20 protein-coding genes are annotated in these 24,218 nt (G+C 65.1%); 8 read left to right on the forward strand and 12 right to left on the reverse strand.

What is annotated here, in order from left to right:
- Positions 1 to 222 precede the first annotated feature (222 nt).
- The 10 genes from HNO52_RS14960 to HNO52_RS15005 form a co-directional block, all read right to left on the reverse strand.
- Positions 223 to 1,326 (reverse strand): porin, encoded by a 1,104-nt coding sequence (locus HNO52_RS14960; RefSeq protein ID WP_197566043.1) that lies wholly within the window; start codon positions 1,324 to 1,326, stop codon positions 223 to 225.
- Between the two features lie 512 nt (positions 1,327 to 1,838).
- Positions 1,839 to 2,960 carry a ProQ/FINO family protein gene (locus tag HNO52_RS14965; RefSeq protein WP_232090318.1) on the reverse strand — a complete coding sequence of 374 codons (1,122 nt, stop codon included), beginning with the start codon at positions 2,958 to 2,960 and terminating at the stop codon, positions 1,839 to 1,841.
- A 111-nt stretch (positions 2,961 to 3,071) separates the two neighbouring features.
- Positions 3,072 to 3,596, reverse strand: a complete 525-nt coding sequence (locus tag HNO52_RS14970) for a dihydrofolate reductase (RefSeq protein ID WP_197566044.1) — start codon at positions 3,594 to 3,596, stop codon at positions 3,072 to 3,074.
- Positions 3,593 to 4,447, reverse strand: coding sequence for a thymidylate synthase (locus HNO52_RS14975; RefSeq protein WP_197569254.1), 855 nt, complete (start codon positions 4,445 to 4,447; stop codon positions 3,593 to 3,595). Before HNO52_RS14975 ends, HNO52_RS14970 begins: the two co-directional genes overlap by 4 nt.
- An 80-nt stretch (positions 4,448 to 4,527) precedes the next feature.
- Positions 4,528 to 5,325 carry a prolipoprotein diacylglyceryl transferase gene (gene lgt / locus HNO52_RS14980; protein ID WP_197569255.1) on the reverse strand — a complete coding sequence of 266 codons (798 nt, stop codon included), beginning with the start codon at positions 5,323 to 5,325 and terminating at the stop codon, positions 4,528 to 4,530.
- Positions 5,326 to 5,329: 4 nt separating this feature from the next.
- Complete coding sequence (locus tag HNO52_RS14985; protein ID WP_197566045.1) at positions 5,330 to 6,124, reverse strand: sulfite exporter TauE/SafE family protein; 795 nt, start codon at positions 6,122 to 6,124, stop codon at positions 5,330 to 5,332.
- Positions 6,121 to 7,497, reverse strand: a complete 1,377-nt coding sequence (locus HNO52_RS14990; RefSeq protein WP_197566046.1) for a response regulator — start codon at positions 7,495 to 7,497, stop codon at positions 6,121 to 6,123. The genes HNO52_RS14985 and HNO52_RS14990 overlap by 4 nt, the downstream gene beginning before the upstream one ends.
- 55 nt (positions 7,498 to 7,552) lie before the next feature.
- Positions 7,553 to 8,359 (reverse strand): NRDE family protein, encoded by an 807-nt coding sequence (locus HNO52_RS14995; RefSeq protein ID WP_197566047.1) that lies wholly within the window; start codon positions 8,357 to 8,359, stop codon positions 7,553 to 7,555.
- A 10-nt stretch (positions 8,360 to 8,369) separates the two neighbouring features.
- A complete protein-coding gene (gene ptsP, locus HNO52_RS15000) occupies positions 8,370 to 10,631 on the reverse strand; it encodes a phosphoenolpyruvate--protein phosphotransferase (protein ID WP_197569256.1) in 2,262 nt (753 codons plus the stop codon).
- 139 nt (positions 10,632 to 10,770) lie between these two features.
- Positions 10,771 to 11,262, reverse strand: coding sequence for an RNA pyrophosphohydrolase (locus HNO52_RS15005; protein WP_197566048.1), 492 nt, complete (start codon positions 11,260 to 11,262; stop codon positions 10,771 to 10,773).
- Between the two features lie 220 nt (positions 11,263 to 11,482).
- Between HNO52_RS15005 and HNO52_RS15010 the strand changes: the two genes are divergently transcribed.
- On the forward strand, positions 11,483 to 12,139 hold the full coding sequence (locus tag HNO52_RS15010) for a histidinol-phosphatase (protein ID WP_197566049.1): 657 nt from the start codon (positions 11,483 to 11,485) through the stop codon (positions 12,137 to 12,139).
- A gap of 106 nt (positions 12,140 to 12,245) precedes the next feature.
- Here the strand turns inward: HNO52_RS15010 and HNO52_RS15015 are convergent, their stop codons facing one another.
- Positions 12,246 to 13,220, reverse strand: coding sequence for a malate dehydrogenase (locus HNO52_RS15015; RefSeq protein WP_197566050.1), 975 nt, complete (start codon positions 13,218 to 13,220; stop codon positions 12,246 to 12,248).
- A 514-nt stretch (positions 13,221 to 13,734) separates the two neighbouring features.
- Between HNO52_RS15015 and HNO52_RS15020 the strand changes: the two genes are divergently transcribed.
- Positions 13,735 to 14,865 (forward strand): efflux RND transporter periplasmic adaptor subunit, encoded by a 1,131-nt coding sequence (locus tag HNO52_RS15020; protein ID WP_197566051.1) that lies wholly within the window; start codon positions 13,735 to 13,737, stop codon positions 14,863 to 14,865.
- A gap of 1 nt (position 14,866) precedes the next feature.
- Entirely contained in the window at positions 14,867 to 17,950 is a 3,084-nt protein-coding gene (locus tag HNO52_RS15025) for an efflux RND transporter permease subunit (protein ID WP_197566052.1), read from the forward strand.
- Between the two features lie 96 nt (positions 17,951 to 18,046).
- Here the strand turns inward: HNO52_RS15025 and rsd are convergent, their stop codons facing one another.
- Positions 18,047 to 18,535, reverse strand: coding sequence for a sigma D regulator (gene rsd, locus HNO52_RS15030; protein WP_197566053.1), 489 nt, complete (start codon positions 18,533 to 18,535; stop codon positions 18,047 to 18,049).
- A gap of 224 nt (positions 18,536 to 18,759) precedes the next feature.
- Here rsd and HNO52_RS15035 point away from each other — a divergent pair, with 224 nt between their 5' ends.
- From HNO52_RS15035 to HNO52_RS15055, 5 genes are read left to right on the forward strand one after another with little or no spacing between them, the layout of a single operon-like run.
- Complete coding sequence (locus HNO52_RS15035; RefSeq protein WP_197566054.1) at positions 18,760 to 21,045, forward strand: bifunctional salicylyl-CoA 5-hydroxylase/oxidoreductase; 2,286 nt, start codon at positions 18,760 to 18,762, stop codon at positions 21,043 to 21,045.
- A 2-nt stretch (positions 21,046 to 21,047) separates the two neighbouring features.
- On the forward strand, positions 21,048 to 21,800 hold the full coding sequence (locus tag HNO52_RS15040) for an SDR family NAD(P)-dependent oxidoreductase (protein WP_197566055.1): 753 nt from the start codon (positions 21,048 to 21,050) through the stop codon (positions 21,798 to 21,800).
- Positions 21,797 to 22,267, forward strand: coding sequence for a MarR family winged helix-turn-helix transcriptional regulator (locus HNO52_RS15045; RefSeq protein WP_197566056.1), 471 nt, complete (start codon positions 21,797 to 21,799; stop codon positions 22,265 to 22,267). Before HNO52_RS15040 ends, HNO52_RS15045 begins: the two co-directional genes overlap by 4 nt.
- Positions 22,264 to 23,073, forward strand: coding sequence for an enoyl-CoA hydratase family protein (locus tag HNO52_RS15050; RefSeq protein ID WP_197566057.1), 810 nt, complete (start codon positions 22,264 to 22,266; stop codon positions 23,071 to 23,073). Before HNO52_RS15045 ends, HNO52_RS15050 begins: the two co-directional genes overlap by 4 nt.
- On the forward strand, positions 23,073 to 24,203 hold the full coding sequence (locus tag HNO52_RS15055; protein WP_197566058.1) for an acyl-CoA dehydrogenase family protein: 1,131 nt from the start codon (positions 23,073 to 23,075) through the stop codon (positions 24,201 to 24,203). The genes HNO52_RS15050 and HNO52_RS15055 overlap by 1 nt, the downstream gene beginning before the upstream one ends.
- The last annotated feature ends 15 nt before the right edge of the window (positions 24,204 to 24,218 follow it).

Below are 24,218 nucleotides of genomic sequence, written 5' to 3' on the forward strand. Positions count from 1 at the left end.
CAGCCGAAAGCGAAACGACCCATCCACACAGCTGGCGTGTCACTACTAGATATCGGCAGGCAAAGGAAAAGGTTTAATTCCTCTCAGCGCCTCATGCACTTGTATCGTGAGAGGCAAGGAGCGCTGCTGAATGGCAAACAAAAGAAAACCGGCCCCGAAGGGCCGGTTCTGTCGTCGAATGAATCGACGTGTCTTGCTATCTTACCGTACTGCCAGGCTCGCTTAGAAGTGGTAGCGAGCGCCGGTCAGCCAGTAGACATCGTCGCCTTCGACATCAGCGATATCGACACCTTCATCAGTGCTGAGGGTGATATCCGCCTGATCGGCCTGATGCAGCTCAAGGAACATGTCGAAGTTGCTGGTCAGCTTGTAGTAGGCGCCGGCTGCCCAGGCAGTACGAGTGTCATCTTCGCTATCTTCGTCGACGCCGTAGACATCGGCGTTGAAGGCCCACTGACCCATGGCGTAGGTAGCACCCAGGCCCCAGGTGTCATAACCGCCGCCCAGAGTGTCGTTATCGTCGCGGGTTTCATAGCCCAGGCGAGCGGAGAAGGCGTCGGTGATGGCGTAGGAAGCGGTGGCACCGTACAGCATCTCGTCGTTGCCGCCGCCGATCGCGTCGTCATCGACATAGCCCAGGGCCAGACGCAGCGGGCCGGTCTCGTACTTCACGCCACCCTGAGTGACGATTTCTTCATCGCCATCTTCGACTGGTGCGACGGCAACATTGTCAGACTCGAGAACGGTACCACGCTCACTGAAATGCTTGGCAGACAGGAATGCCTGGAAGCCGCTCAGGTTCGGGGTGATATAGCCGACAGAGTCGCCACGAGCTTGTGCGCTACCACCGCGACCATTGGTCAGCTCCAGGCCACGATCGATATAGACATCGAACGGCGCAGATACGTGGCTGTTATAGAAGCTGTCGTAGTTACCGGCCAATACGGTACCGAAGCTGGCGCTTTCGAGGCCGATATAGCTGTGGCGAACTTCGTTGAAGCCGTTGTCGGTATTGCGCTCGTCACCGGTGAAGCGCCACTCGACGCGACCGAAGGCCTTGAGGTCGCTGTTGACCTGGTGGCTCATGGAGATGCCGAGGCGGGAGTAGACGTCGACGAACTCAGCGCCGTTGTCGCGGCGAACTTCGGCAGTAGCTCCGTTTTCAGTAACGGTGTCATACTCCGGGCCGCCGCCGGCGATACCCATGGCGATACGGCCGTTGACGATCAGTTGAGTGCCGTCCTGGTCGTAAACGGTAGCGGCCTGAGCGGCAGCAGAGGCGCCCAGGGCACCGGCAATGGCAGTCGCTAACAGTGTCTTTTTCATCACGATAGTTCCTTTACTAGCTTACTGTTTCGATCGTTACTGCACGGATCGGTGATCGGTGCAGGTAGCTTGCCGGGCATGGGTCCCGCCGTGCTTGGCGCTGTTCCTTCTCAGGAGTGGCCTGGGCCGGTCATGACCGCAGCGAAGCCTTGTTATAGTCCAATGCTCGCAGGTAGAACTCTATACCGGGAAAAATGGGAACGCAATAAGAAAAAACACTGTTTTCCTTCCTTGCCCGCTTCCCCCATGGAACTTTTCCCTGCTGATGCGGTCTTGGGCGCTCCCGCCCAAGGGCCGCGTGCCGCAGGCAATGGCAGTCAGTGTTGCCTGGCAGCGATGAGCCCGGACATCATGCCCCGCTGATTGAGGAGAGGCAAGAGCAGTCTTTAACGCTAGGCTTCGGCCGAAAGCTGGTTGCGCTTGGCCATACGGGGCTAAAAGTCAGCTCAAGATGCTCATTTACACCAAGTCAACGCCGTTCTTACAAACGAGGCCTGGCCGAGCGGTGCCCTTCAGTGCCCTTTCGCCTGGCCGTTGTGTTTGGCCAGCAGGGCCGAGAGCTTGGCTTCCATGCGCGCCTCGGGGTCGGCCTGCACATGGCTGGCCTCGGCCGGGGCAGGCATGCTGCCGGCGGCAGCCGGACGCGCGCTGCGCTCAGCCCTCTTGCGTGGTGGTTCGTCGCCCGTACTGCGGCTTGCGCTACGCGCCTTGGCGCCTTCGCGCCGCGGGGTCGTGCCCGCCGCGCGGCCACGCTCGCGCCGTTCGCTCTGCAGGCGTTCCAGCTTGCGCTTGGCATGCTCGTCGGCCTGGCCGTCGACGTTGCCGGCGGGGGCGCCATCGAGATCGATGCGCTCGGCGCCTTCGCGCACGGCCTTGAGATAGCGCGGCAGATTGACGTAGCCCGCCAGGGCCCGGCGCACCAGCTTCTCAGGCCAGGGCTCGCGAGCGGCGAGGTCCTGGTGAATGCCCACCTTGAGCGGCCGGGTGTGGCCCTTGAAGAAGGTGTTGGGGTAACGCTGGTACCACTGCTTCAGCAGCGCATCGGCGGAAGGCGCCTGTTCGATGGCAAGCCGCCCCTGGCGCTCGTCGTGGGTCTCTGCAGCCTCTTCGCCCTGCTCTTGCTCTTGCCTTGCCACTGGCTGATGTGAAGGCTCGGCAACCGCCAGGGCCGGCGCCGGGGCTTCCTGCCGAGAGGCCGCCATGGGAGCGGAAGGCGCGGTGTCCTGCGGCGGCTCAACCGGCGGCGGCACCTGTTCACGCTCGGCGCTGCCGCTCGCTTCTCGCTCGATGCCCTGCTGCGCCGATTCCTCCCGCGGGCGCTGCCCCATCAGCGCCGCCAGCCCTTGGGCACGTCGCGTCGCACCGGGGAAGACGGGAGCCGGCTCGCCCTTGCGCATCCGCTCGCGCAGGCGGGCATTGTCCTCCTCGAGTTCGCGATTCTGCTCGTCGAGTTCGCGGTTCTCTTCCATCAGTTCGAGGCGAGCCGCCTCCAGTTCCTGCCGTGCTGCTTCGGCCTCGGCAAGCCGGGCTTCCAACTGCTCTATCTTGGCGCGACAGCCGTGCAGCTCCTCGAGCGCATCGGCGGCGCGAGCCTCAAGAGCACTGAATAGATGACGTGAACGTTGTTCAATCAAGACCAGCATCCTCCTGGCAGGCTCACGTTGACGACACAGCGATGGACCTTCGATGGGGCAAGCTTCCATGATCCAGCAAGTGTGTGCCACAAGCGAGGCGCTGACAAATCCTCAATCCGCCCGGCGACGGTATTCGACGAAGCTATAATTCGGCTGCCCCGGCTGGGGCGTGCCCGGCACGCGCTGCACCTCTTGCCACTCGTTCTCGTCAAGCGTGGGGAAGCGGGCGTCGCCCTCCACCTCGACCTCCACCTCGGTCAGGTAGATGTGGCTGGCATGGGGCAGCGCCTGGGCGTAGATCTCGCCGCCGCCCATCACCATGATCTCTTCGGCAGCGTCGATGGTGGCCTGCTGGTCGGCCAGGAACAGCGCCGACACGAGGTCGTGGCAGACCCGCACGCCGTCGTGCTGGAAGGCCTCGTCGCGGGTCACCACGATATTGAGCCGGCCCGGCAGCGGCCGGCCAATGGAGGCGAAGGTCTTGCGCCCCATGATCAGCGGCTTGGCCTGGGTCATGCGCTTGAAGAACTTGAGGTCCTCGGGCAGGTGCCAGGGCAGCTTGTTGTCGATGCCGATCACGCCGTTGCGCGATACCGCGGCGATCATCGCCACCGGTACCAGGGTCTCGTCCGTCATACCGCAACCTCGGCCTTGATATGGGGGTGGGGGTCGTAGCCTTCGATGGCGATGTGCTCGAAGCGGAAGTCGAACAGGTCACCGACATTCGGGTCGAGTACCAGCCTGGGCGCGGAGCGCGGCGTACGCGACAGCTGCAGCTCGGCCTGATCCAGGTGATTGAGGTAGAGATGCGCGTCGCCCAGCGTATGCACGAAGTCGCCCGGCTCGAGCCCCGAGACCTGGGCGATCATCTGGGTCAACAGCGCGTAGCTGGCGATATTGAACGGCACGCCGAGGAAGATGTCGGCGCTGCGCTGGTAGAGCTGGCAGGAAAGCCGCCCCTCGGCTACGTAGAACTGGAACAAGCAGTGGCATGGCGGCAACGCCATCTCGTCGACCAATGCCGGGTTCCAGGCGGAGACGATCAGCCGCCGTGAGCGTGGGTTGGTACGGATCTGTTCCATCAGCTTTGCGATCTGGTCGACGTGGCCGCCGCGGGGGTCGGGCCAACTGCGCCACTGATAGCCATAGACGGGCCCCAGATCGCCGTTCTCGTCGGCCCACTCGTCCCAGATGCCGACCCCATTCTGCTTGAGATAGGCGATATTGGTGTCGCCGCGCAGGAACCACAGCAGCTCGTGGATAATCGAGCGCAGGTGCAGCTTCTTGGTGGTCACCAGCGGAAAGCCGCGGGAGAGATCGAAGCGCATCTGATGGCCGAAGATCGAACGCGTGCCGACTCCGGTACGATCCGAACGCTCGACGCCGTGCTCCAGCACCTGCCGCATCAGGTCCAGGTAGGGTTGCTCGAGAGCGGGCTTTTCGAGAGCAGGCTGCTCGAAGGCCGACTGTGCATTGTCTTCTGGCATCATTGACGGGCTCTGCATGGATTGTTCGATAGACCGAGAGTCTATCGCCTCTCGGCCCGGCGTCCTAATCCCGTTGGGTTTCACTGCGTGACCAGCACTTCATCCATCGGCTGACGCCGCGACCAGGCGATCAGCGCGATGCCGAAGGCGATCATCGGCAGCGTCAGCAGCATGCCCATGGTGAACCAGCCGAAGGCGAGATAACCGATATGGGCGTCCGGCAGACGGAAGAACTCGACCAGGAAACGGAACATGCCGTAGAGCAACAGGAACAGGCCGGAAACCAGACCGCGCCGCCGCGGCATGGTCGAAACCCACCACAGGACCACGAACAAGACCAGCCCCTCGAGCAGGGCTTCGTAGAGCGAAGTGGGGTGGCGAGGCTCCGGCCCCATGCCGGGAAACGGCATGCCCCAAGGCAGCTCGGTGACCCGCCCGGGCAGCTCGCGATTGATGAAGTTGCCGATGCGCCCTGCACCCAGGCCGATCGGCACCATGGGGGCGAAGAAGTCGGTCAGCGTGAAGAAGGCCATGCGCTTCTTCCGCGCGAACCACAGTGCCGCCAGCAGCACGCCGATCAACCCGCCGTGAAAGCTCATGCCGCCATCCCACACGCGCAGCACCCATAGCGGATCGGCCAGCCATTGGTCCATACCGTAGAACAGCGCATAGCCGAGGCGACCGCCGAGCACGACCCCGAGAGCCGCATAGAACAGCAGGTCGCCGACGTCGTCGCGGGTCAGGCCGAAGCGCTCGGCCCGCAGCCGGCCCAGCCACCAGGCGCCCACGAATCCGACGACGTACATCAGGCCATACCAGTGAACCTGAAAGGGTCCGAGGGCGATGGCAACAGGGTCGATATCGGGATAGTTCATGATGTCCTCAGAACAGGAAACGGAGCCCCACGATCAGCAGCAGCGCAGCGAAGGCGAGCCGCAGCACGCGGGCCGAAAGCACATGAGCCAGGCGTACGCCCAGCCTGGCGAAAGGCACGCTGGCCAGCACGATACCGAGAAAGGCGGGCCACATCACGAAGCCGGTGGCGCCCGACGGCAGCGCGGGGTTGCCCCAGCCCACCACGATGAAGGTCAGCGCGCCGAACAGAGCGATGGGCAGGCCGCAGGCAGCGGAGGTGCCTACCGCCTGGGTCATGCTGGCTCCACAGCGCGAAAGCCAGGGTACGCAGAGGGTTCCCCCGCCGATGCCGAACAGCGCCGACACACCGCCGATGATCATTCCGGCCAGGCCCATGGCCAGCCGCCCCGGTGCCGCACGGCCCGCCCTGGGGCTGATGCCCAGCGCCATCCTGAGGGCCATCAGCACCACGAACACGCCGAACAGGGTGCCCAGCAGCCCGCCCGACAGCGCACCGGCGACGAACACGCCGGCGATCGCCCCCAGCATCAGCCCCGGCAGCAGAAAGAGAAACCACTCGCGACGGATGCTGTCTCGCTGGAAGTGCGCCCAGGCCGACGAAGCCCCGGTAACGAGGATGGTAGCCAGTGAGGTGCCGACCGCCAGATGCATGATGACCCCAGCATCGACCCCTTGCAGACCAAAGGCGAAGACCAGCGCCGGTACGATGATCAAACCGCCGCCAACGCCGAACAACCCGGCCATGGTGCCGGCCACCGCGCCCACCGCCAGGTAACCGAGAAGTGTGAGGAATACGCTCATGCCGATGGAGTTTCCTCGAATGCGTCGGGTCGCCAACGCTGCAGGAGCTCGATCAACTCGCGTGGCCCGTAGGGCTTGGCCAGGTAGTCGTCCATGCCGGCGTCGTCAAAGCGCCGACGGTCGCTTTCGGTGGCGTTGGCGGTCAAGGCCACCAGCACGCTACGGCCGGCATCGGGCCGCAGTGCCTCCTGCTCGCGCCAGTGTCGAGCGGCTTCCACGCCGTCCATGCCAGGCATGAAGATGTCCATCAGAACCAGGTCATAGGCATGGCGGTGCTGCTGTTCCAGAGCCTCCAGGCCGCTGGCAACGCTGTCGACACGCAGCCCCTGACGCTCCAGAACCTGGCTCGCTAGCATGCGATTGACCGGGCCATCGTCGACGACCAGCACGCGCAGCGGACCCGCCTGGCCGGATGACAAGCGCATGTCGCGCAGCGCCACTTCTCCCTGCTCTCCCGCCAGGCTGCTGATCAGCAGCAGGATATCGGCGATACGCTCACTCAGGTGTGCATGTCGGTGCGGATCGACGCGGCCACCGTCGCCCTTCATCTCTCGGGCCAGCTCGGACAGCAGCGGCTCCAGCTCACGCTGCAGCAGGGTCAGGTAGCGCGACTTCAGGCGCGAATCCTCACGAGCGCGCTCCCGAGCCGCCAGCAGCCCACCGAGATCATGCGAGCCGGCACGCTCGAAGAACAGCAGTTGGTAGGGGGATGCATCCAGCCATTCCACCTGAAAGGAGCGCCAGCGACCTTCACCATCCAGCACCTGCACCTCGGCCGGTTTGCTTCCCGCCGCCTCGGTAGCGATCAGGTGGGTGGCGGGGTCCTGCCCCGTCAGGGTCTCCTGGCTTTCTCCCAACAGCTGTTCCATGGCCAGGTTGGCGCTCACGATTCGCCCGCGGTAGAGCAGCAGAACCGGGCGCTGGCTGGCCATCAGCAGGCCATCCAGATTCGGCAGCAGCCCCAGCCTGGATTGCAGCTCGACCATGCCGTCATGCAGCTTTTCCAGCCGCCCCGTGACCGTGCCCTCGTAGTCCGACTGTCGCCGGGGACCACCCAGCCAGCGCGGCAGACACTGCTCGGTCTCCTGCAATAGCCGCTCGATGCGCCCCAGGCGACTCTCGATCTGGCTCTCGCATTCGCGCATGCTGTGACGCAACTGCAGCAGGAAGGCCGATACGGTCAGTGCAGTGCCAACCAGCAGGGCCATCAGCAGCCAGGCGGACTCGGCCCAGGAACTGGGATCGGGCGTGGCCACCCACAGCACCAGCCCCACCAGCAGGCACAGCACCACCAGGGCTGCCTGAGCCAGCAGCAGCGGCCAGAGTAGCGGCCAGATCAGGTATGACCAGAAGCGGTCCTTGCGAGTTCCCACGGGCATTCGCATCCCTGTGCCAGGCTATGTGGCAGTGAGTTTACGCCGACGGGCCTCAGCTATCATGGCAGCCGGAAGCGCGTAAGTGCACGTCTTGTAGAGAAACTCTTTCCCGAGTCATGCCTAGCGACACCCCTCCCGGACCGAAACGATGCTCCTCCAGCACGATCACGCCTGCGTCGAGGTTCCACTCCAGCCAGGTCGTGGCACGGGTGCCGTACTGCTCGCCGACGATGAACGGTGACGACAGGCGGCGCTCCAGCTCCAGGCCGACGCCGGTATCCGGTAGCCGTTCGTCATCGGCCGGACAGCCGTCGGCCAGCGCGCCCAGAGCATCCTCCGGCCAGCGACGGCGCAGCGCCGTTGCCAGACCTTGCCGGGCGGCGATCAGCTTGGGCCAGGGGGTGTCGAGGCTGGCGTTGGAGAGGCCATGGATGCCGGGCGCCACATCGGCAAGCAATAGCCGCTCCCGGCTGCGGTGAAGATGCCACAAGCGTTGACCGTCGCCAGCCAACAGGTTGAAGCCGGCATAGCGCCAGCCATCCCCCCCTGCCAGCTTGGCCAGCCATTCAGACAGGTCGGAGCACTCGAGCGCCTCGCGCACGAGATGGCCCCTGCTCGGCGCCTCGGCCGATACTCGCAGCGCCGGGTCGCGCACATTGGTGATCGCGGCCACGCGGCCACGACGATGCACCGCCAGCCAACTACCGCCAGCCTCGAGGTCGCGTCCGCCGACGATGTCCTGTGCTCCCTCCCAGGCCTGCAGAGGCGCCGTCGGTCGCTGATGAAACTCGTCGCGATTGGCCACCAGCCGAAGCGGCACGGACGCTCCCGGACTGTAATTGAAGGCGATGAGGCACATGAGGTAGCGCTCAGTCCCGGGGGGGCAGCAGGTGCGCCAACTGCCATTCGCTCAACCGAGCGAACAGATGGCTTCGCACTGCGCCAGGTGTATTGAGGGCCAGGGTCTCGTGCACCAGCGTCTTGGCGGCATCGAGGGAGACCCGGCGAATCGCCGCTCTGACCCGCGGCAGGCTGGGGGCGTTCATGGAGAGCGAATCGAAGCCCATGCCCATCAGCAGCAGCGCCCCGGCCGGATCCCCGGCCATTTCGCCGCACACGCAAATCGGTTTCTTGAGCCGCTTGGAGTCTTCGGCCAGCCTTGCCATGGCGCACAGCACAGCCGGATGGCAAGCATCGTACAGGCTTGCCACGCGAGGGTTGTTGCGGTCGACCGCTAGCAAGTACTGGGTCAGGTCGTTGCTGCCCACGGAGAAGAAATCGACACGCTCGGCCAGTGCGTCCAGTTGGTAGAGCGTGGCCGGCACCTCCAGCATTACCCCCACCCTGGGCCGCGGCGTCACGATGCCCTCCTCGCCCAGCTCGCGAATGGCGCGGTCGAGCATGCGCAGGGCATCGTCGACCTCATCGACGTTCGTCACCATGGGCAGCAGAATCTGCAGGTTGTCGAGACCCTGGGAGGCGCGCAGCATGGCACGCAGCTGCACCATCAGCACTTCGGGATGGTCGAGGGTGACACGAATGCCACGCCAGCCGAGGAAGGGATTGGCCTCGTCGATGGGAAAATAGGGCAGATCCTTGTCGCCGCCGATATCGAGCGTGCGCATCACCACCGGCAGCGGCGCGAAGCTTTCCAACTGGTCGCGGTAGAGGCGCGCCTGCTCCTGCTCGCCGGGGAACCGCTCGGCGATCATGAAAGGCACTTCGGTGCGGTACAGCCCCACGCCGCTGATCCGCTTCTTGAGCGATACCGAGGTATCGATGGCAAGGCCGGTATTGACCATCAGCGGCATGACGTGGCCATCCGGGGTCTCGCTGGGCAGATCCTGCTCGTGCTCGAGTACTTCGACCAACGCCGCCTCTTCGGCTATCAGGCTTTGATAGCGCGTCTTGAGCTCGTCCGAGGGCCGCACGAACAGCCGGCCGCGATGCCCGTCGAGTACCACCTCGGCGCCGGAGAGACGCGGCAACGGGAGGTCGACCATGCCCAGCACGGTAGGCACGCCCATCGCACGCGCGACGATCGCCACGTGGGAGGTGCTCGATCCGCGCACCGACACCAGCCCGGCAAGCCGCTCCCTGGGTACCTCACCCAGCGTGGCGACGCTGATCTCGTCGCCCACCAATATGCTGCTCTCGGGGAAGACATGGGGGATTTGCGGTGTCTCCTCCTGAAGGTGAGCCAGCACTCGCCGGCCCAGGTCGCGCACGTCGGCGGCCCGCTCGCGCAGGTAGTCGTCGTCGACCCGTTCGAGGTACTGCACGTGGCGCCGCACCACGTCGGCCAAGGCGCCGGGTGCCCACTGCCCCTCGCGGATGCGCTTCTCCACTTCCTGCGAAAGCGCCGCCTCGCTGAGCATCTGCTGGTAGACCTCGAACAGCGCCAGCTCCTGTGCCGAGATGCGGCTGGCCAGGCGCTCGCCCGCCGCGCGGATCTCCTCACGCACCCGCTCGATGGCCTCCTTGAGGCGCACGATCTCGTATTCGACATCGGTCGGGATCAGGTCGGGAACGCTGTCCAGGTCGGACAGCGGTGCCACCACCACCACTTCGCCGATGGCCATGCCGGGCGAAGCGGCAACGCCGGTGAACAGCGCCTGCCCCCCCGGCAAGGCGGGCCGGCTGAGGCTACCGGTGGCCAGGGCATGGGCCAATACGCCGGCAAGCTGAGCCCCCATGGTGATGAGGAAGGCTTCGTCTTCCTCATCGTAGCGGCGTTTTTCCGCCTGCTGTACGACGAGAACGCCAAGCATGCGGCGCTGGTGGATGATCGGCACGCCGAGAAAGCTGGAGTAGCGCTCCTCTCCGGTCGCTTCGAAATAGCGGAAGCGTGGATGTGCGGGAGCGTCCTCGAGGTTGAGCGGTTCTTCGCGCTCGGCCACCAGGCCGACCAGCCCCTCTCCCACCCGCAGGCTCACGTGCCCCACCGCCTGGCTGTGCAGGCCGATGGTCTCCATCAGGACGAGTTCCTGAGTATCGCCATCATAGAGATAGAAGGAGCACACGTCGGTGTGCATGGCCTTGCGAATGCGCCGGACCATGGTCGCCAGTGCCGCATCGAGATTGCGGGCACCGTTGACCTCCTGTATGACCCGGCGCAGTACCTCCAGCATCGGCGTCTTGCTTTCCATTGTTGTATTACCTCGCCTGGCTGAGGAATCGAGACGCAAGCACCGTCATCCGGGGAGAACGGGCTACGTGGCGGGGCCCTGCGCAGCCCCTCATGTACGCCCCCACTATTGCTGCGTTCGATCAGCGGCCTTCGAGCGCCAGCCGTTGTGCACGCGGGGACAGTTCGCTCAGCGCGCGGCGATACACCTCGCGCTTGAATGGCACCACTTGGCCCAGCGGATACCAGTAGCTGACCCAGCGCCAGTTATCGAACTCGGGCTTTTCCGAGCCATCCATACAGATGCGGTTCTCCTGGCAGCGAATCCGCAGCAGGAACCACTTCTGCTTCTGGCCGATACACACCGGCCTGGAGTTCATGCGCACCATGCGTCGCGGCAGGCGATAGCGCAGCCATCCCCGGGTACAGGCCAGTAGCTCGACGTCATCGGCGGTCAGGCCGATTTCCTCTTCCAGCTCACGATAGAGCGCCTGTTGCGGTGTTTCGGTTGACTTGATGCCTCCCTGGGGAAACTGCCACGCATTCTGTCCAACCCGACGCGCCCAAAGCAGTTGCCCTCTGGCGTTGGCGATGATGATGCCAACGTTGGGGCGAAAGCCGTCAGCGTCGATCACGGACGTCACCTTGTGAAATTCGTCATTGCCTGCATTCTTCCACAATGGCGCGAAGCGCATCAATACAACGATCAGGGAGAAGGTTCGCGTCAGTCGCCGCCTGGCACGAGAAAAAGCACGACGAGGCTTAGCAGCATGCGGCGTTGTCTGACATAATCGCCAGCTTTCACGCAATGCAGCATGACGTTACTAAAGCTCACCACATCGCAAGGGGTAAGCCGTGAGTCTGGCCATCTTCGATCTGGACAACACCCTGCTCTCCATCGACAGCGACCATGCCTGGGGCGAGTTCCTACTCGAGCAGGGGGCAGTGGATGCCGAGGCCTACCGTGAGGCCAACGACCGTTTCATGGCCGATTACGAGGCGGGCACGCTGGATATTCACGCTTTTCTGGAGGTGGTCCTCAGGCCGCTGGCCGACAACAGCCCCGAGCAGCTCGCGGCGTGGCACCAGCAGTTCATGGCCAGCAAGATCGAGCCCAGCATTCTGCCCAAGGGGGAGGAGCTACTGGCGCGCCATCGCAGCCGCGGCGACACCTTGCTGATCATCACCGCCACCAACCGCTTCATTACCGGGCCCATCGCCGAGCGACTGGGGGTGGATTACCTGATCGCCGTGGAGCCCGAGGTTCGCGACGGCCGCTATACCGGCCAGGTCAGCGGCACGCCGAGCTATCGCGAAGGCAAGGTAAAACGCCTGGAGGAGTGGCTGGTGGACAGAGATCTGACCCTGGAAGACGCCTGGTTCTACAGCGACTCGCACAACGATCTGGCGCTACTGCAGCTGGTGGAGCACCCCGTGGCGGTGGACCCCGACCCTACCCTGCGCGAGGAAGCCGAGCGGCGCGGCTGGCGTATCATGAGCCTGAGGAACTGAGCCAGCCCTGTCCCAGAAAGGAAAAAACCCTAAGGCGGATGCCTTAGGGTTTTTTTCGTTTGCTGACTAAGCGCTGAGCAAATAGCCGAGCGAGATGAAGCGCAGGTTACCCAAGCAGGTGCTCGACGGCAGCGCGCTCCTGGCGCAGCTCGTCTTCCGTGGCCTGCATCTTGGCACGGCTGAACTCGTCGATCTCGAGACCCTGGACGATCTCGTAGTCGCCGTTCTGGCAGCGTACCGGGTAGGAGTAGATGATGCCCTCGGCGATGCCATAGCTGCCGTCAGAGGGAATCGCCATGCTCACGACGCCATCGGTGCCCAGCGCCCAGTCACGCATGTGATCGATGGCGGAAGAAGCAGCCGAAGCGGCGGATGAGGCACCGCGCGCCTTGATGATGGCGGCACCGCGCTGCTGCACGGTGGGTATGAAGTCGTTTTCGTACCAGTCGCGTTCGACCAGATCGAAGGCCGGCTTGCCGTCCACCTTGGTGTGGGCCAGGTCGGGATACTGGGTGGCGCTGTGGTTGCCCCAGATGATCATGCTGTCGACGTCGGTGACGCGCTTGCCGGTTTTCTGCGCCAGCTGGGTCAGGGCGCGGTTGTGATCCAGGCGGGTCATCGCGGTGAATTGACGCGGGCTGAGATCCGGCGCGTTGCAGGAAGCGATCAGAGCATTGGTATTGGCCGGGTTGCCCACTACCAGTACGCGCACGTCGCGGCTGGCGTACTCGTTGAGCGCCTTGCCCTGTACGGAGAAGATCGCCGCGTTGGCCTCCAGCAGATCCTTGCGCTCCATGCCCGGGCCGCGCGGACGCGCACCGACCAGCAGGGCGAAGTCGGCATCCTTGAAGGCGACGTTGGGGTCGTCGGAGGCCACGATGTCCTGCACCAGCGGGAAGGCGCAATCGTTGACTTCCATCACCACGCCGTTCAGCGCGTCCATCGCCTGGGGAATCTCGAGCAGCTGGAGAATGACCGGCTGGTCCGGGCCCAGCATGTCGCCTGCCGCGATACGGAAGATAAGGGAGTAGCTGATCTGGCCAGCACCGCCGGTAATGGCAATACGTACGGGATCTTTCATTGTTGCTCCTTCGGTTGAGCCGCCATGAGGGAAACGTCGCACAAATGTCTGCACGAGCGAATCGCTGCGTTGCGCTTCATCTCGCTCGCCAATTTGTCCAACATCCCCTGAAGATAAGCCTGGAGGATGCATATCCACCCCGGCCGAAATCCGGACCGCCAAGATGTTATGCCTGCACCGCACGAAACTCAATCCGACCTCTGACTATGAGAGCGCCTACAACCTACTGCGCTCGGCCAGGCTGTGTTGAAATCAGTCTTAAAAAAGCTCATTTACAGCCCGTAAACTGCGCTTTTGCGACTGATTTTGCCTTGTGACCCACAAGGATGGGGAAATGCGTGGGCCCGTAGGGAACGGGCCTAGCCCTGACCTTCGCTGGCTACGTTTGTAGACGCTCTTCAGGAAAGCGGCAGTGTGGTTTGAGATACGCATCGCTGCGACTGCTACCTGCCGGCACATGCGCTATCATGCTGTGCCGAATAAGCTGATGCCGAATTCAACCAGGGAAGGCTGCATGTTTCGACGTCCCCCCATCTCCGCGCTGCTGGCCGCCCTGGTGCTGTTGGCGCTTCTGCTGTGGCTGGCACTCGGTGACTTGCAGCGCTTTCGACAAGAGGCTCCCCCCACCGACGCCCCCGAGGAAGAGAGCCTGCCACGGGTCGAGTATCGCGTCAGCGAGGCTTCGCCCTACATGCCGCGTCAGATAGCCCAGGGTCAGTTGGAGGCGTTACGCGAAGTCGAACTGCGCAGCCGCCATAGCGGCCGCGTGACCGAATTGCCGGTGGCCCAAGGCGCGACGGTGGAGGCCGGAACGACGCTGCTGGCCCTCTCTCGCGATGCCCTGGAAGCCCAACTGGAGCGCGCCGAGGCCCAGCTCGAGCTGGCCCGGGCCGAACTCAGCGGGGCCGGCGACCTGCGCCAACGCAACCTGATCTCACAGCCCGAGCTGCTGCGCTTGCAAAGCAGCGTCAGCGTGGCGACGGCCGAAGTGGCCGAGCTGCGCCAGGCGCTGGACGAGACACGCCCCACCGCCCCTTTCGATGGCGTACTCGACCGCCTGGACGTAGAGCTGGGCGAACTGCTTCAGGTCGGTGAGACTTTCGCCCGCCTGGTCGACGACCGGCGCCTGATCGCCAGCGCCTGGGTGGCCCAGCGCGATGTCGACGCCCTTCGCCCTGGTCTTCCCGCCGAAGCCAGGCTGCTCGACGGCAGCCGGCTGAGGGGTGAGTTGACTCATGTCGCCAGCAGCGCCGACGAAGCCACGCGATCTTTCTACGTCGAAGCCGAATTCGACAATCCGGAGCGTCGCCGCCTGGCCGGCGCCAGTGCCACCTTGGCGATCACCCTGCCCGAGCGCACAGTGCATCGCTTTTCTCCCGCCCTGCTCGAACTGGACGCCGAAGGCCGGCTGCGGGTCAAGCATCTGGCTGACGATGACCGCGTGGTCAGTACGCCCGTCGATCTGGTCGCCGCCGATTCCAGTGAAGCCCGCGTGGCCGGGCTGCCCGACACGATACGCCTGATCACCCTGGGCGGCGGCTTCGTCGCACCCGGCGATGCCGTGGTCGCCGTACCGGCCGCGGGCGCTACCGAGGAGATTGCCGGAGATTCCGAGGAGAGTGCTGCGGAACGGGAGGCGCTCTGAAATGCGCACCTTGATCGAGGCCGCCCTGGACCGATCGCGCACGACCCTGCTGTTACTGTTCGCCCTGCTGGTGGCCGGCATCGCCGCCTGGCAGGCGGTACCCAAAGAGGCCAATCCGGACGTACCGATCCCCATTATCTACGTCTCGCTGGCGCTCGAAGGCGTGAGCCCCGAAGACGGCGAGCGGCTGCTGGTGCGCCCCATGGAGCAGGAGCTTCGCACCATCGAGGGCGTGCGCAAGATGACCGCCCAGTCCAGCGAAGGTCACGCCGCGGTCACGCTGGAGTTCGATGCCGGCTTCGACCCGCGCCAGGCGCTCGCCGACGTGCGCGAGCGGGTCGACATCGCCAATGCCTCGCTGCCTGATGAAGCCGAGGAACCGCGTGTCTTCGAGGTCAACGTCGGCCTCTTCCCGGTGCTGTCGGTGGGCCTCTCGGGGCCGATCGAAGAGACTCGCCGACTGGCCATCGCCCGCCAGCTGCAGGACGCCTTCGAAGGGGTACCCGAGGTGCTCGAGGTCGAAATCGGCGGCGAGCGCGAGGAGCTGCTGGAGATCGTCGTCGACCCGCTGGTACTCGACAGCTACGGCGTGGACTTCGATACCCTGTTCAACCTGGTCACGCGCAACAACCGCCTGGTGGCGGCCGGCGGTCTCGATACCGGCGCCGGACGCACCCCGGTGAAGGTTCCCGGCGTGATCGAGTCCCTAGAGGACGTCATGAACATGCCGGTGAAGGTCGACGGCGATCGCGTGGTGACCTTCGCCGACGTGGCCTGGATACGCCCCACCTTCAAGGATCCCGAAGGTTTCGCCCGCATCGACGGCGAGCCGGCCCTGGTGCTGGAAATCTCCAAGCGCGCCGGCGCCAACCTGATCGCCACCATCGAGGGCGTACGCAGCATTCTTGCCGAGGCTGCACCGCTGCTGCCCGATGAACTCTCCGTCACGACCATCATGGATCAGTCGGTGACCGTCAAGCAGATGCTGTCGGAGCTGCTCAATAACGTCGTCACCGCCGTGGTATTGGTACTGATCGTGATCCTGGCGGCGATGGGCCTGCGCTCGGCGCTGATGGTGGGCCTGACCATTCCCGGTGCGTTCCTCACCGGCATCCTGCTGATCTGGGCGGTCGGCTACACGCTCAATATCGTGGTGCTGTTCGCCCTCATTTTAGTAGCCGGCATGCTGGTGGATGGCGCCATCGTGGTCAGTGAGCTCGCCGACCGCAATCTACGCGAAGGCCAGCCTCCCCGTACGGCCTGGATTCACGCCGCGACCCGCATGAGCTGGCCGGTCATCGCCGCCACCGCCACCACCCTGGCGGTATTCTTCCCGCTGCTGTTCTGGCCGGGGGTGGTGGGCGAATTCATGAAGTACCTGCCGGCCACGGTGATCCTCTGCCTGCTAGCGTCGCTGGCCATGGCGCTGATCTTTCTGCCAACCCTGGGGGGCGTTTTCAGCGCGCGCACCGGCAAGATTCATCGCAGCGAGGAAATGGTCACTGCCGGCGGGCGCCTGTATCGTGCCACCCTCGCCCGGCTGCTGGCCCGTCCCGGCATGACGCTGCTCATCGCGCTGCTGCTGATGGCACTGATCTTCGTCGGTTACGGTCGCTTCAACCATGGGGTGGAGTTCTTTCCCGAGGTCGAACCGGAGAACGCCCAGGTGGTGGTGCGCTCCCGGGGCGATTTCTCGGCAGTGGAGAAAGACGCCATCGTGCGCCGGGTCGAGGCACGACTCGCCGGCATGAGCGAGGTGAAGGCGCTTTATGCCCGCTCCTATGGCGTGCCCAATCAGCAGGTCGGCAGCGATGTGATCGGCGTGGTGCAGTTTCAGTTGATCGACTGGCAGGAGCGCCGACCGGCTCGGGTGATCATGAGCGAGATGGCCGAGCGTACCGCCGACCTGCCAGGAGTTGTACTGGAATTCCGCGAGCAGGAGCAGGGCCCGGGGGGCGGCAAGCCCATCGTGCTCGAAGTCAGCGCCCAGCAGGAAGCGGACAGCGCGGCGGCAGTGGAAGCCATTCGCGGCGCGATGGAGCGGCTTGGGGGCTTCCGCGACATCGAGGACAACCGCAGCCTGCCCGGCATCGAGTGGCGGCTCAACGTCGATCGCGCCGCCGCCGCCCGCATGGGTGCCGACGTCGCCGCCGTGGGCAGCGCCGTTCAACTGGTTACCAACGGCCTGCAAGTGGCCACCTATCGCCCCGCCCACGCGACCGACGAGGTCGATATACGCGTGCGCTTCCCCGAAGCCTCCCGCCATATCGGCCAACTAGACCGCCTGACCCTCAACACGCCGCGCGGCCAGGTGCCGGTGTCCCATTTCGCCAGCCTGGAGCCGGCTCCCAGGGTGGGCACGCTGCACCGCATCGATGGCCGGCGGGCCATCACCCTGGAAGCGGACGTGACCGCGGGCTACCAGCCCGACGAACGGTTGAGTGCGCTGCTGGCAGAACTGGGGCCGCCGCCCGAGGGCGTTCGGGTCAACGTCGCTGGCGAGCAGGAGGACCAGGAGCAGGCCAGTCGCTTCCTGATCACCGCTTTCCTGATGGCCATCGGCATGATGCTGCTGATCCTGGTCACTCAGTTCAACAGCCTCTACCAAGCCTTGCTGGTGCTTTCGGCGATCGTGTTTTCCACCGCCGGCGTGCTGATGGGCCTGCTGATCAATGGCCAGCCGTTCGGCATCGTCATGGTCGGCATGGGCATCATCGCCCTGGCGGGTATCGTGGTGAATAACAATATCGTGCTGATCGATACCTACAACGAGCTGCGCCAGGCGGGCCTGGCTCCGTATGACGCGGCGCTGGGCGCAGGCGGCCTTCGCCTGCGCCCGGTACTGCTGACCGCCGTTACCACCGTGCTCGGCCTGATGCCAATGGTGCTGGAAATCAACGTCAACCTGTTCGCGCCAAGTCTCGGCTTGGGCGCACCCTCGACCCAGTGGTGGACCCAGCTCTCCAGCGCCATCGCCGGCGGGCTGATATTCGCCACCGGGCTGACCTTGCTGCTGACCCCCTGCATGCTGGTGCTATGGCAGCGCCGCCCGGCACGTAAAGCGGCCAAGCCCGCCGAAGCGTGAGCCCACGAACCCGGGGCGAAGCCCCGATACGATGACGCCGCCCCGGGCCTTGGCTCGGGGCGGCGCTGAGTAAATCGGCCTGAATGCCAGACGGCTCTATTCGGCCTGGACTTCCTTCTGCGGTGTATGTGCCGCATGCAGGCGGGCAATCAATTGGTCTTCCAGGGCGAAGCGTTCGGTCAGGCCCTTGGCCAGGCGATCGAGCCAGGCGGGCAGGCGTGGCAGGAAGTGCTGGCAGCGCACAGGGGTCGAATAGTCGGCATCGAATGCCAGCACGAGTTCGGTGGAAAGCTCCAACCGCTCCAGCAGCTTACCGGCAATTTCCAGCGCATCGTGATCGCCGAAGGCATTGGCCTCTTCGCGCAACTGGGGGTAGATCTCGAAATGGCCGGCGCTGATGTAATCCATCAGCAGCTCGCTGAAACGATCGATCTGCGGCTTGCTCACAGCCTCCAGCTCGGTATCGCAGGCCTCCTTGAGCTCAAGGAAACTGACCAGCAATTCACGGCGTTCATCGAGCCATCGGTCGATCAGCTGATGCACGCCGCCCCAGCGCTCCCTGGCTGTCTTGCACTCTTCCAGCATCGTGAGCCTCCTTCCCCTTATGAAGCCTGTTGCAGCTCGTCGGACCCACCGAGCTTCGAGCTTGAAGACCCAGACTCGCCGTTGCCAACCGGCCTGTCAATCCTTCGGAGAGCGAAAAATTTCACTTCAAGCCACGAATGTTCAAGCATGAAATTTTAAGCTTGAACTATTTGCCCTTCGGGTCTAGCCTGCAATCAAGTACAACAACATTACGGTTTTACGCCATGAGAATCGCCTGCCTCGGCGGTGGCCCCGCCGGCCTCTACTTCGCCATCAGCATGAAGCTGCACGATCCCGGTCACGACATTGTGGTGATCGAGCGCAATCGCCCCGACGATACCTTCGGCTGGGGGGTAGTACTCTCTGACGAAACGCTCGACAATCTGGCCGCCAACGATGCCGTGAGCGCGGCGCGCATTCGCGAGCACTTCGCCTATTGGGATGACATCGCCGTGATCCATGACGGCGTCAAGACGGTCTCCACCGGCCATGGCTTCTGCGGCATCGGCCGTCAGCGGCTGTTGATCCTGTTGCAGGAGCGTGCCCGCGAACTCGGCATCGAGTTGCGCTTCGAGAACGACGTGCCGGAGGAGCGCATCGACGACCTGCGCCGCGAGTTCGACCTGGTGCTGGCCGCCGACGGGCTCAATTCACGCACTCGTCAGCGCTACGCCGAGCACTTCCGGCCCGACATCGACGTGCGCGCCTGCAAGTTCGTCTGGCTCGGCACTCACCAGACCTTCAACGACGCCTTCACCTTCATCTTCGAGAAGACCGAGCACGGCTGGGTGTGGGCCCACGCCTACCAGTTCGACGCCGACACCGCGACCTTCATCGTCGAGTGCAGCGAAGCCACCTGGCAGGCTTTCGGCTTCGGCGAGATGAGCCAGCAGGAATCCATTGCCGTATGCGAGCGAATCTTCGCCCGCCACCTCGGTGGTCACGCGTTGATGACCAATGCCCACCACATCCGCGGCTCGGCGTGGATCAACTTCCCTCGCGTACTGTGCGAGCGCTGGAGCTTCGACAACGTGGTGCTGATGGGCGACGCTGCGGCCACCGCGCATTTCTCCATCGGCTCCGGCACTAAGCTGGCGCTGGAGAGCGCCATCGCCCTGGCGGGATACCTGCACAGCGAGCCCGACATGACCAGCGCCTTCGCTCGCTACGAGGAGGAGCGCCGCACCGAGGTGCTGCGCCTGCAGTCGGCGGCGCGCAACTCCACCGAATGGTTCGAGCAGGTCGAGCGCTATCTCGATCTCGACCCGGTGCAGTTCAACTACTCGCTGCTGACCCGCTCCCAGCGCATCAGCCACGAGAATCTGCGCCTGCGCGACCCGCAGTGGCTCACGAGCGCCGAACGCTGGTTCCAGACCCAGGCCAATAACGAAGGAAGCGCACGGGCACCGATGTTCGCGCCCTTCCGATTGCGCGAGATGACCCTGGCCAACCGGGTGGTGGTTTCACCCATGGCCCAGTACAAGGCGGTGGACGGAAGGCCCACCGACTGGCACTTCGTGCACTACGCCGAGCGCGCCAAGGGCGGCGCCGGCCTGGTCTACATCGAGATGACCTGCGTCTCGCCCGAGGGGCGCATCACGCCGGGCTGCCCGGGGCTCTATGCCCCCGAGCACGAGGCGGCGTGGAAGCGACTGTGCGATTTCGTGCATGCCGAGACGCCGGCCAAGTTGTGCGCCCAGATCGGTCACTCCGGCCCCAAGGGCTCGACACAGCTGGGCTGGCAGGAGATGGACGCGCCGCTGACCGAGGGCAATTGGCCGATCCTGGCGGCTTCCGCCAAGCCCTGGTCGGAGCGCAACCAGGTGCCCAAGGCGATGGACCGCAGCGACATGGACCGCGTGCGCGACGAGTTCGTCGCCGCTGCGCAAATGGCGGATCGCGCCGGCTTCGACATGCTCGAGGTCCACGCCGCCCATGGTTATCTGCTGTCTTCGTTCATTACGCCGCTGACCAACCGCCGCGACGACGAGTACGGCGGCTCGCTCGAGAACCGCATGCGCTACCCGCTGGAGGTGATCCGCGCGGTGCGCCAGGCGTGGCCGGCCCACAAGCCGCTGTCGGTGCGCATCTCGGCCAACGACTGGGTCGGTGACGAAGGCGTGACGCCGGACGAGGCCGTCGGTATAGCGCGTCTGCTCAAGACCGCCGAGGTCGATATCGTCGACGTCTCCGCCGGGCAGACCTCGACCCGCGCCCGGCCGATGTACGGGCGCATGTTTCAGACCCCCTTCTCCGATCGTATTCGCAACGAGACCGGCATGGCGACCATGGCGGTGGGCAACATCTACCAGGCCGACCACGTCAATTCGATCCTGATGGCCGGCCGCGCCGACCTGGTGTGCCTGGCCCGCCCACACCTGGCCGACCCCTACTGGACGCTGCACGCTGCAGCCGGCATCGGCGACGGCGAGTGCGACTGGCCGGCGCCCTACCGCGCCGGCCGCGACCAACTGCAGCGTCTGGCCGAGCGCGGCGAGGGCTGGACATGAGCATGAACGGGAGCACCACGATGCTGGGCAAGCGCGTAGTGGTCACCGGCGGTGGCAGCGGTATCGGCGCCGACATGGCGCTGACCTTCGCCGAAGCGGGCGCCGATGTCGTCATTACCGGGCGTCGTAGCGCGCCGCTCGAAAAGGTGGCCGCCCGCCACTCGGCGATCACTTACGCTGTCGCCGATGTCACCCAGGAAGACGACATGGCATCGCTCTTCAACCACCTGGGCGAGGTCGATATCGTCATCGCCAACGCCGGGGCGGCCGAAAGCGCCCCGCTCTCGCGCACCGAGCTGGACCAGTGGCAGCGCATGCTGGAGGTCAACCTGACCGGCACCTTCCTCACCCTTCGCGAGGGGCTGAAGCACCTGCGCGACAACGGCCGGCTGATTGCCGTGGCTTCCACCGCAGGGCTCAAGGGCTACGCCTACGTGGCGCCCTACTGCGCCGCCAAGCACGGTGTGGTAGGCCTTGTGCGCGCCCTGGCCCAGGAGGTGGCAGGCCGTGACATCACCGTCAACGCGCTATGCCCCGGCTTCACCGAGACCCCGCTGCTCGAGGAAAGTGTTGCCACCATCATGGCCAAGACCGGCCAGTCAGCGGAACAGGCCCGCGCCCACTTCCAATCGACCAACCCCACGGGGCGTTTAATTCAGCCCGCCGAGGTCACCGCTACGGCGCTGTGGCTGTGCGGTCCGCACAGCGGCGCCATCAACGGCCAGGCGATCTCCATCTCGGGAGGCGAAATATGACAGCTTCGCTGCCGAAACCGGAAAGCCTGAGCAAGGAGCGCCTGCGCCTGTGGCTGCGCATGCTGCGGGTGACGCGCCAGGTGGAGGCGGCGCTACGCGAGAAGCTGCGCCTGGAGTTCGACTCCACCCTGCCGCGCTTCGACGTCATGGCGGCGCTTTTCCGCGAGCGGGAAGGGCTCAAGATGAACGAACTCTCCAAGCGGCTGCGCGTCTCCAACGGCAACGTGACCGGCATCATCGACCGCCTGGCCGAAGACGGTCTGGTCGAACGCATCGCCATCGAGGGGGATCGCCGCGCCACCCTGGTACGCCTGACCGCCGACGGACGCGACGCCTTCACCACCATGGCGGCAGCCCACGAGGACTGGGTCGATGCCTTGCTCGACGGCGTCAGCGCAGAAGACGCCCATCATATCGGCGAGCTGCTGCATCGCTTGCCGGCCGACACGGGAGAACAACGCCAATGAAACTGGCCGACCTGACACCGCGCCATTTCCAGTGGCGCATGGAGGGCGACGTCGCGGTGATCCGCTTGGACCGTCCCGAGCGCAAGAATCCGCTCACCTTCGACAGCTACGCCGAGCTGCGCGACACCTTCCGCGACCTGGCTTACGCCGAGGACGTCAAGGCGGTGGTGTTCACCTCCAACGGCGGCAACTTCTGCTCCGGCGGCGACGTGCACGAGATCATCGCCCCGCTGGTCGGGCGCGATATGAAGGGCCTGCTCGAGTTCACACGCATGACCGGCGACCTGGTCAAGGCGATGATCCACTGCGGGAGGCCCATCATCAGCGCGGTAGACGGCGTTTGCGTCGGCGCCGGCGCCATCATCGCCATGGCCTCGGACATCCGCTTCGCCACGCCCCAGGCCAGCACCGCTTTCCTCTTCACCCGGGTGGGCCTGGCAGGCTGCGACATGGGCGCCTGCGCCATGCTGCCCCGCATCATCGGCCAGGGCCGCGCCGCCGACCTGCTCTACAGCGGGCGCAGCATGAGCGCGGAAGAAGGCCAGCAGTGGGGCTTCTATAACCGCCTGGTCGAAGCCGTGAACCTCGAGGAAGAAGCCATCGCCTACGCCACTCGCCTGGCCCAGGGGCCCACCTTCGCCCACGGCATCACCAAGACCCAGCTCAACCAGGAGTGGTCGATGAGCCTGGAGCAGGCCATCGAGGCCGAGGCACAGGCCCAGGCGATCTGCATGCAGACCCGCGACTTCGAGCGCGCCTACCGCGCCTTCGCCGCCAAACAGAAGCCGGTCTTCGAGGGGGACTGATGAGCGACAAGAGCTTTCTCGACTGGCCGTTTTTCGAAGCCCGCCACCGCGACCTGGCCAAGCGCCTGGAGGCGTGGTGCCAGCGCGAGCTGCCCCGCGATCACGGCGACGTCGACGCTACCTGCATCCAGCTGGTGCGCGACCTGGGCCGGGCGGGATTCCTGGAGGGCACCGCGGGCGACGCCATCGATGTGCGCAGCCTGTGCCTGATTCGCGAGACCCTGGCCCGTCACGACGGACTGGCCGACTTCGCCTTCGCCATGCAGGGCCTGGGCACCGGCGCGATCAGCCTGTACGGCAGCGACGAACAGAAGCAGTGGCTCGACCGCACCCGCCGTGGCGAGGCGCTCGCTGCCTTCGCGCTGAGCGAACCGCGCTCGGGCTCCGACGTGGCCCAGCTCGACACCACCGCCGAGCGCGACGGTGACGGCTACCGCCTCAACGGCGAGAAGACCTGGATCTCCAACGGCGGCATCGCCGACCTCTACACCGTGTTTGCCCGCACCGGCGAGGGGCCCGGGGCCAAGGGGCTCTCCTGCTTCCTGGTGCCAGCCGATACGCCGGGATTCAAGATCCGCGAGCGGCTCGAAACCATTTCACCACACCCGCTGGCGCGGCTCGGCTTCAACGACATGCATTTGCCGGCGAGCGCCATGATCGGCCAGCCCGGTCAGGGCTTTCGTATCGCCATGGCGGTACTCGACGTGTTCCGCTCCACCGTGGGTGCCGCCGCCCTGGGCTTCGCCCGCCGTGCGCTGGACGAGTCGCTGGAGCGGGCGCGCAGCCGCGAGCTGTTCGGCGCCAGCCTGGCCGACCTGCAGATGGTGCAGGGTCACCTGGCCGAGATGGCCCTCGACGTCGATGCCGCCGCGCTACTGGTCTATCGCGCCGCCTGGACCAAAGACATGGGCGCCGAGCGTGTCACTCGCGAAGCGGCTATGGCCAAGCTCTACGCTACCGACCGCGCCCAGGACGTGATCGACAAGGCGGTGCAGCTGCACGGCGGTGACGGCGTGCGCAAGGGTCACATCGTCGAGAGCCTGTATCGCGAGATCCGCGCGCTGCGCATCTACGAGGGCGCCTCGGACGTACAGAAGGTAGTGATCGCCCGGAGCTGTCTAACCCAGTAGAACGACAGACGTACG

The organism is Halomonas sp. MCCC 1A13316 (assembly GCF_014931605.1).
In the GTDB taxonomy this organism is placed as follows: Bacteria; Pseudomonadota; Gammaproteobacteria; order Pseudomonadales; family Halomonadaceae; genus Halomonas.

Bases quoted from the DNA above. Each gene is read 5' to 3' on its own strand.
- HNO52_RS14960 (WP_197566043.1), bottom strand. From the start codon at position 1,326: ATGAAAAAGACACTGTTAGCGACTGCCATTGCCGGTGCCCTGGGCGCC.
- HNO52_RS14970 (WP_197566044.1), bottom strand. From the start codon at position 3,596: ATGACGGACGAGACCCTGGTACCGGTGGCGATGATCGCCGCGGTATCG.
- HNO52_RS14975 (WP_197569254.1), bottom strand. From the start codon at position 4,447: ATGCCAGAAGACAATGCACAGTCGGCCTTCGAGCAGCCTGCTCTCGAA.
- HNO52_RS14985 (WP_197566045.1), bottom strand. From the start codon at position 6,124: ATGAGCGTATTCCTCACACTTCTCGGTTACCTGGCGGTGGGCGCGGTG.
- HNO52_RS14995 (WP_197566047.1), bottom strand. From the start codon at position 8,359: ATGTGCCTCATCGCCTTCAATTACAGTCCGGGAGCGTCCGTGCCGCTT.
- ptsP (WP_197569256.1), bottom strand. From the start codon at position 10,631: ATGCTGGAGGTACTGCGCCGGGTCATACAGGAGGTCAACGGTGCCCGC.
- HNO52_RS15015 (WP_197566050.1), bottom strand. From the start codon at position 13,220: ATGAAAGATCCCGTACGTATTGCCATTACCGGCGGTGCTGGCCAGATC.
- HNO52_RS15020 (WP_197566051.1), top strand. From the start codon at position 13,735: ATGTTTCGACGTCCCCCCATCTCCGCGCTGCTGGCCGCCCTGGTGCTG.
- HNO52_RS15025 (WP_197566052.1), top strand. From the start codon at position 14,867: ATGCGCACCTTGATCGAGGCCGCCCTGGACCGATCGCGCACGACCCTG.
- rsd (WP_197566053.1), bottom strand. From the start codon at position 18,535: ATGCTGGAAGAGTGCAAGACAGCCAGGGAGCGCTGGGGCGGCGTGCAT.
- HNO52_RS15035 (WP_197566054.1), top strand. From the start codon at position 18,760: ATGAGAATCGCCTGCCTCGGCGGTGGCCCCGCCGGCCTCTACTTCGCC.
- HNO52_RS15040 (WP_197566055.1), top strand. From the start codon at position 21,048: ATGAACGGGAGCACCACGATGCTGGGCAAGCGCGTAGTGGTCACCGGC.
- HNO52_RS15045 (WP_197566056.1), top strand. From the start codon at position 21,797: ATGACAGCTTCGCTGCCGAAACCGGAAAGCCTGAGCAAGGAGCGCCTG.
- HNO52_RS15050 (WP_197566057.1), top strand. From the start codon at position 22,264: ATGAAACTGGCCGACCTGACACCGCGCCATTTCCAGTGGCGCATGGAG.
- HNO52_RS15055 (WP_197566058.1), top strand. From the start codon at position 23,073: ATGAGCGACAAGAGCTTTCTCGACTGGCCGTTTTTCGAAGCCCGCCAC.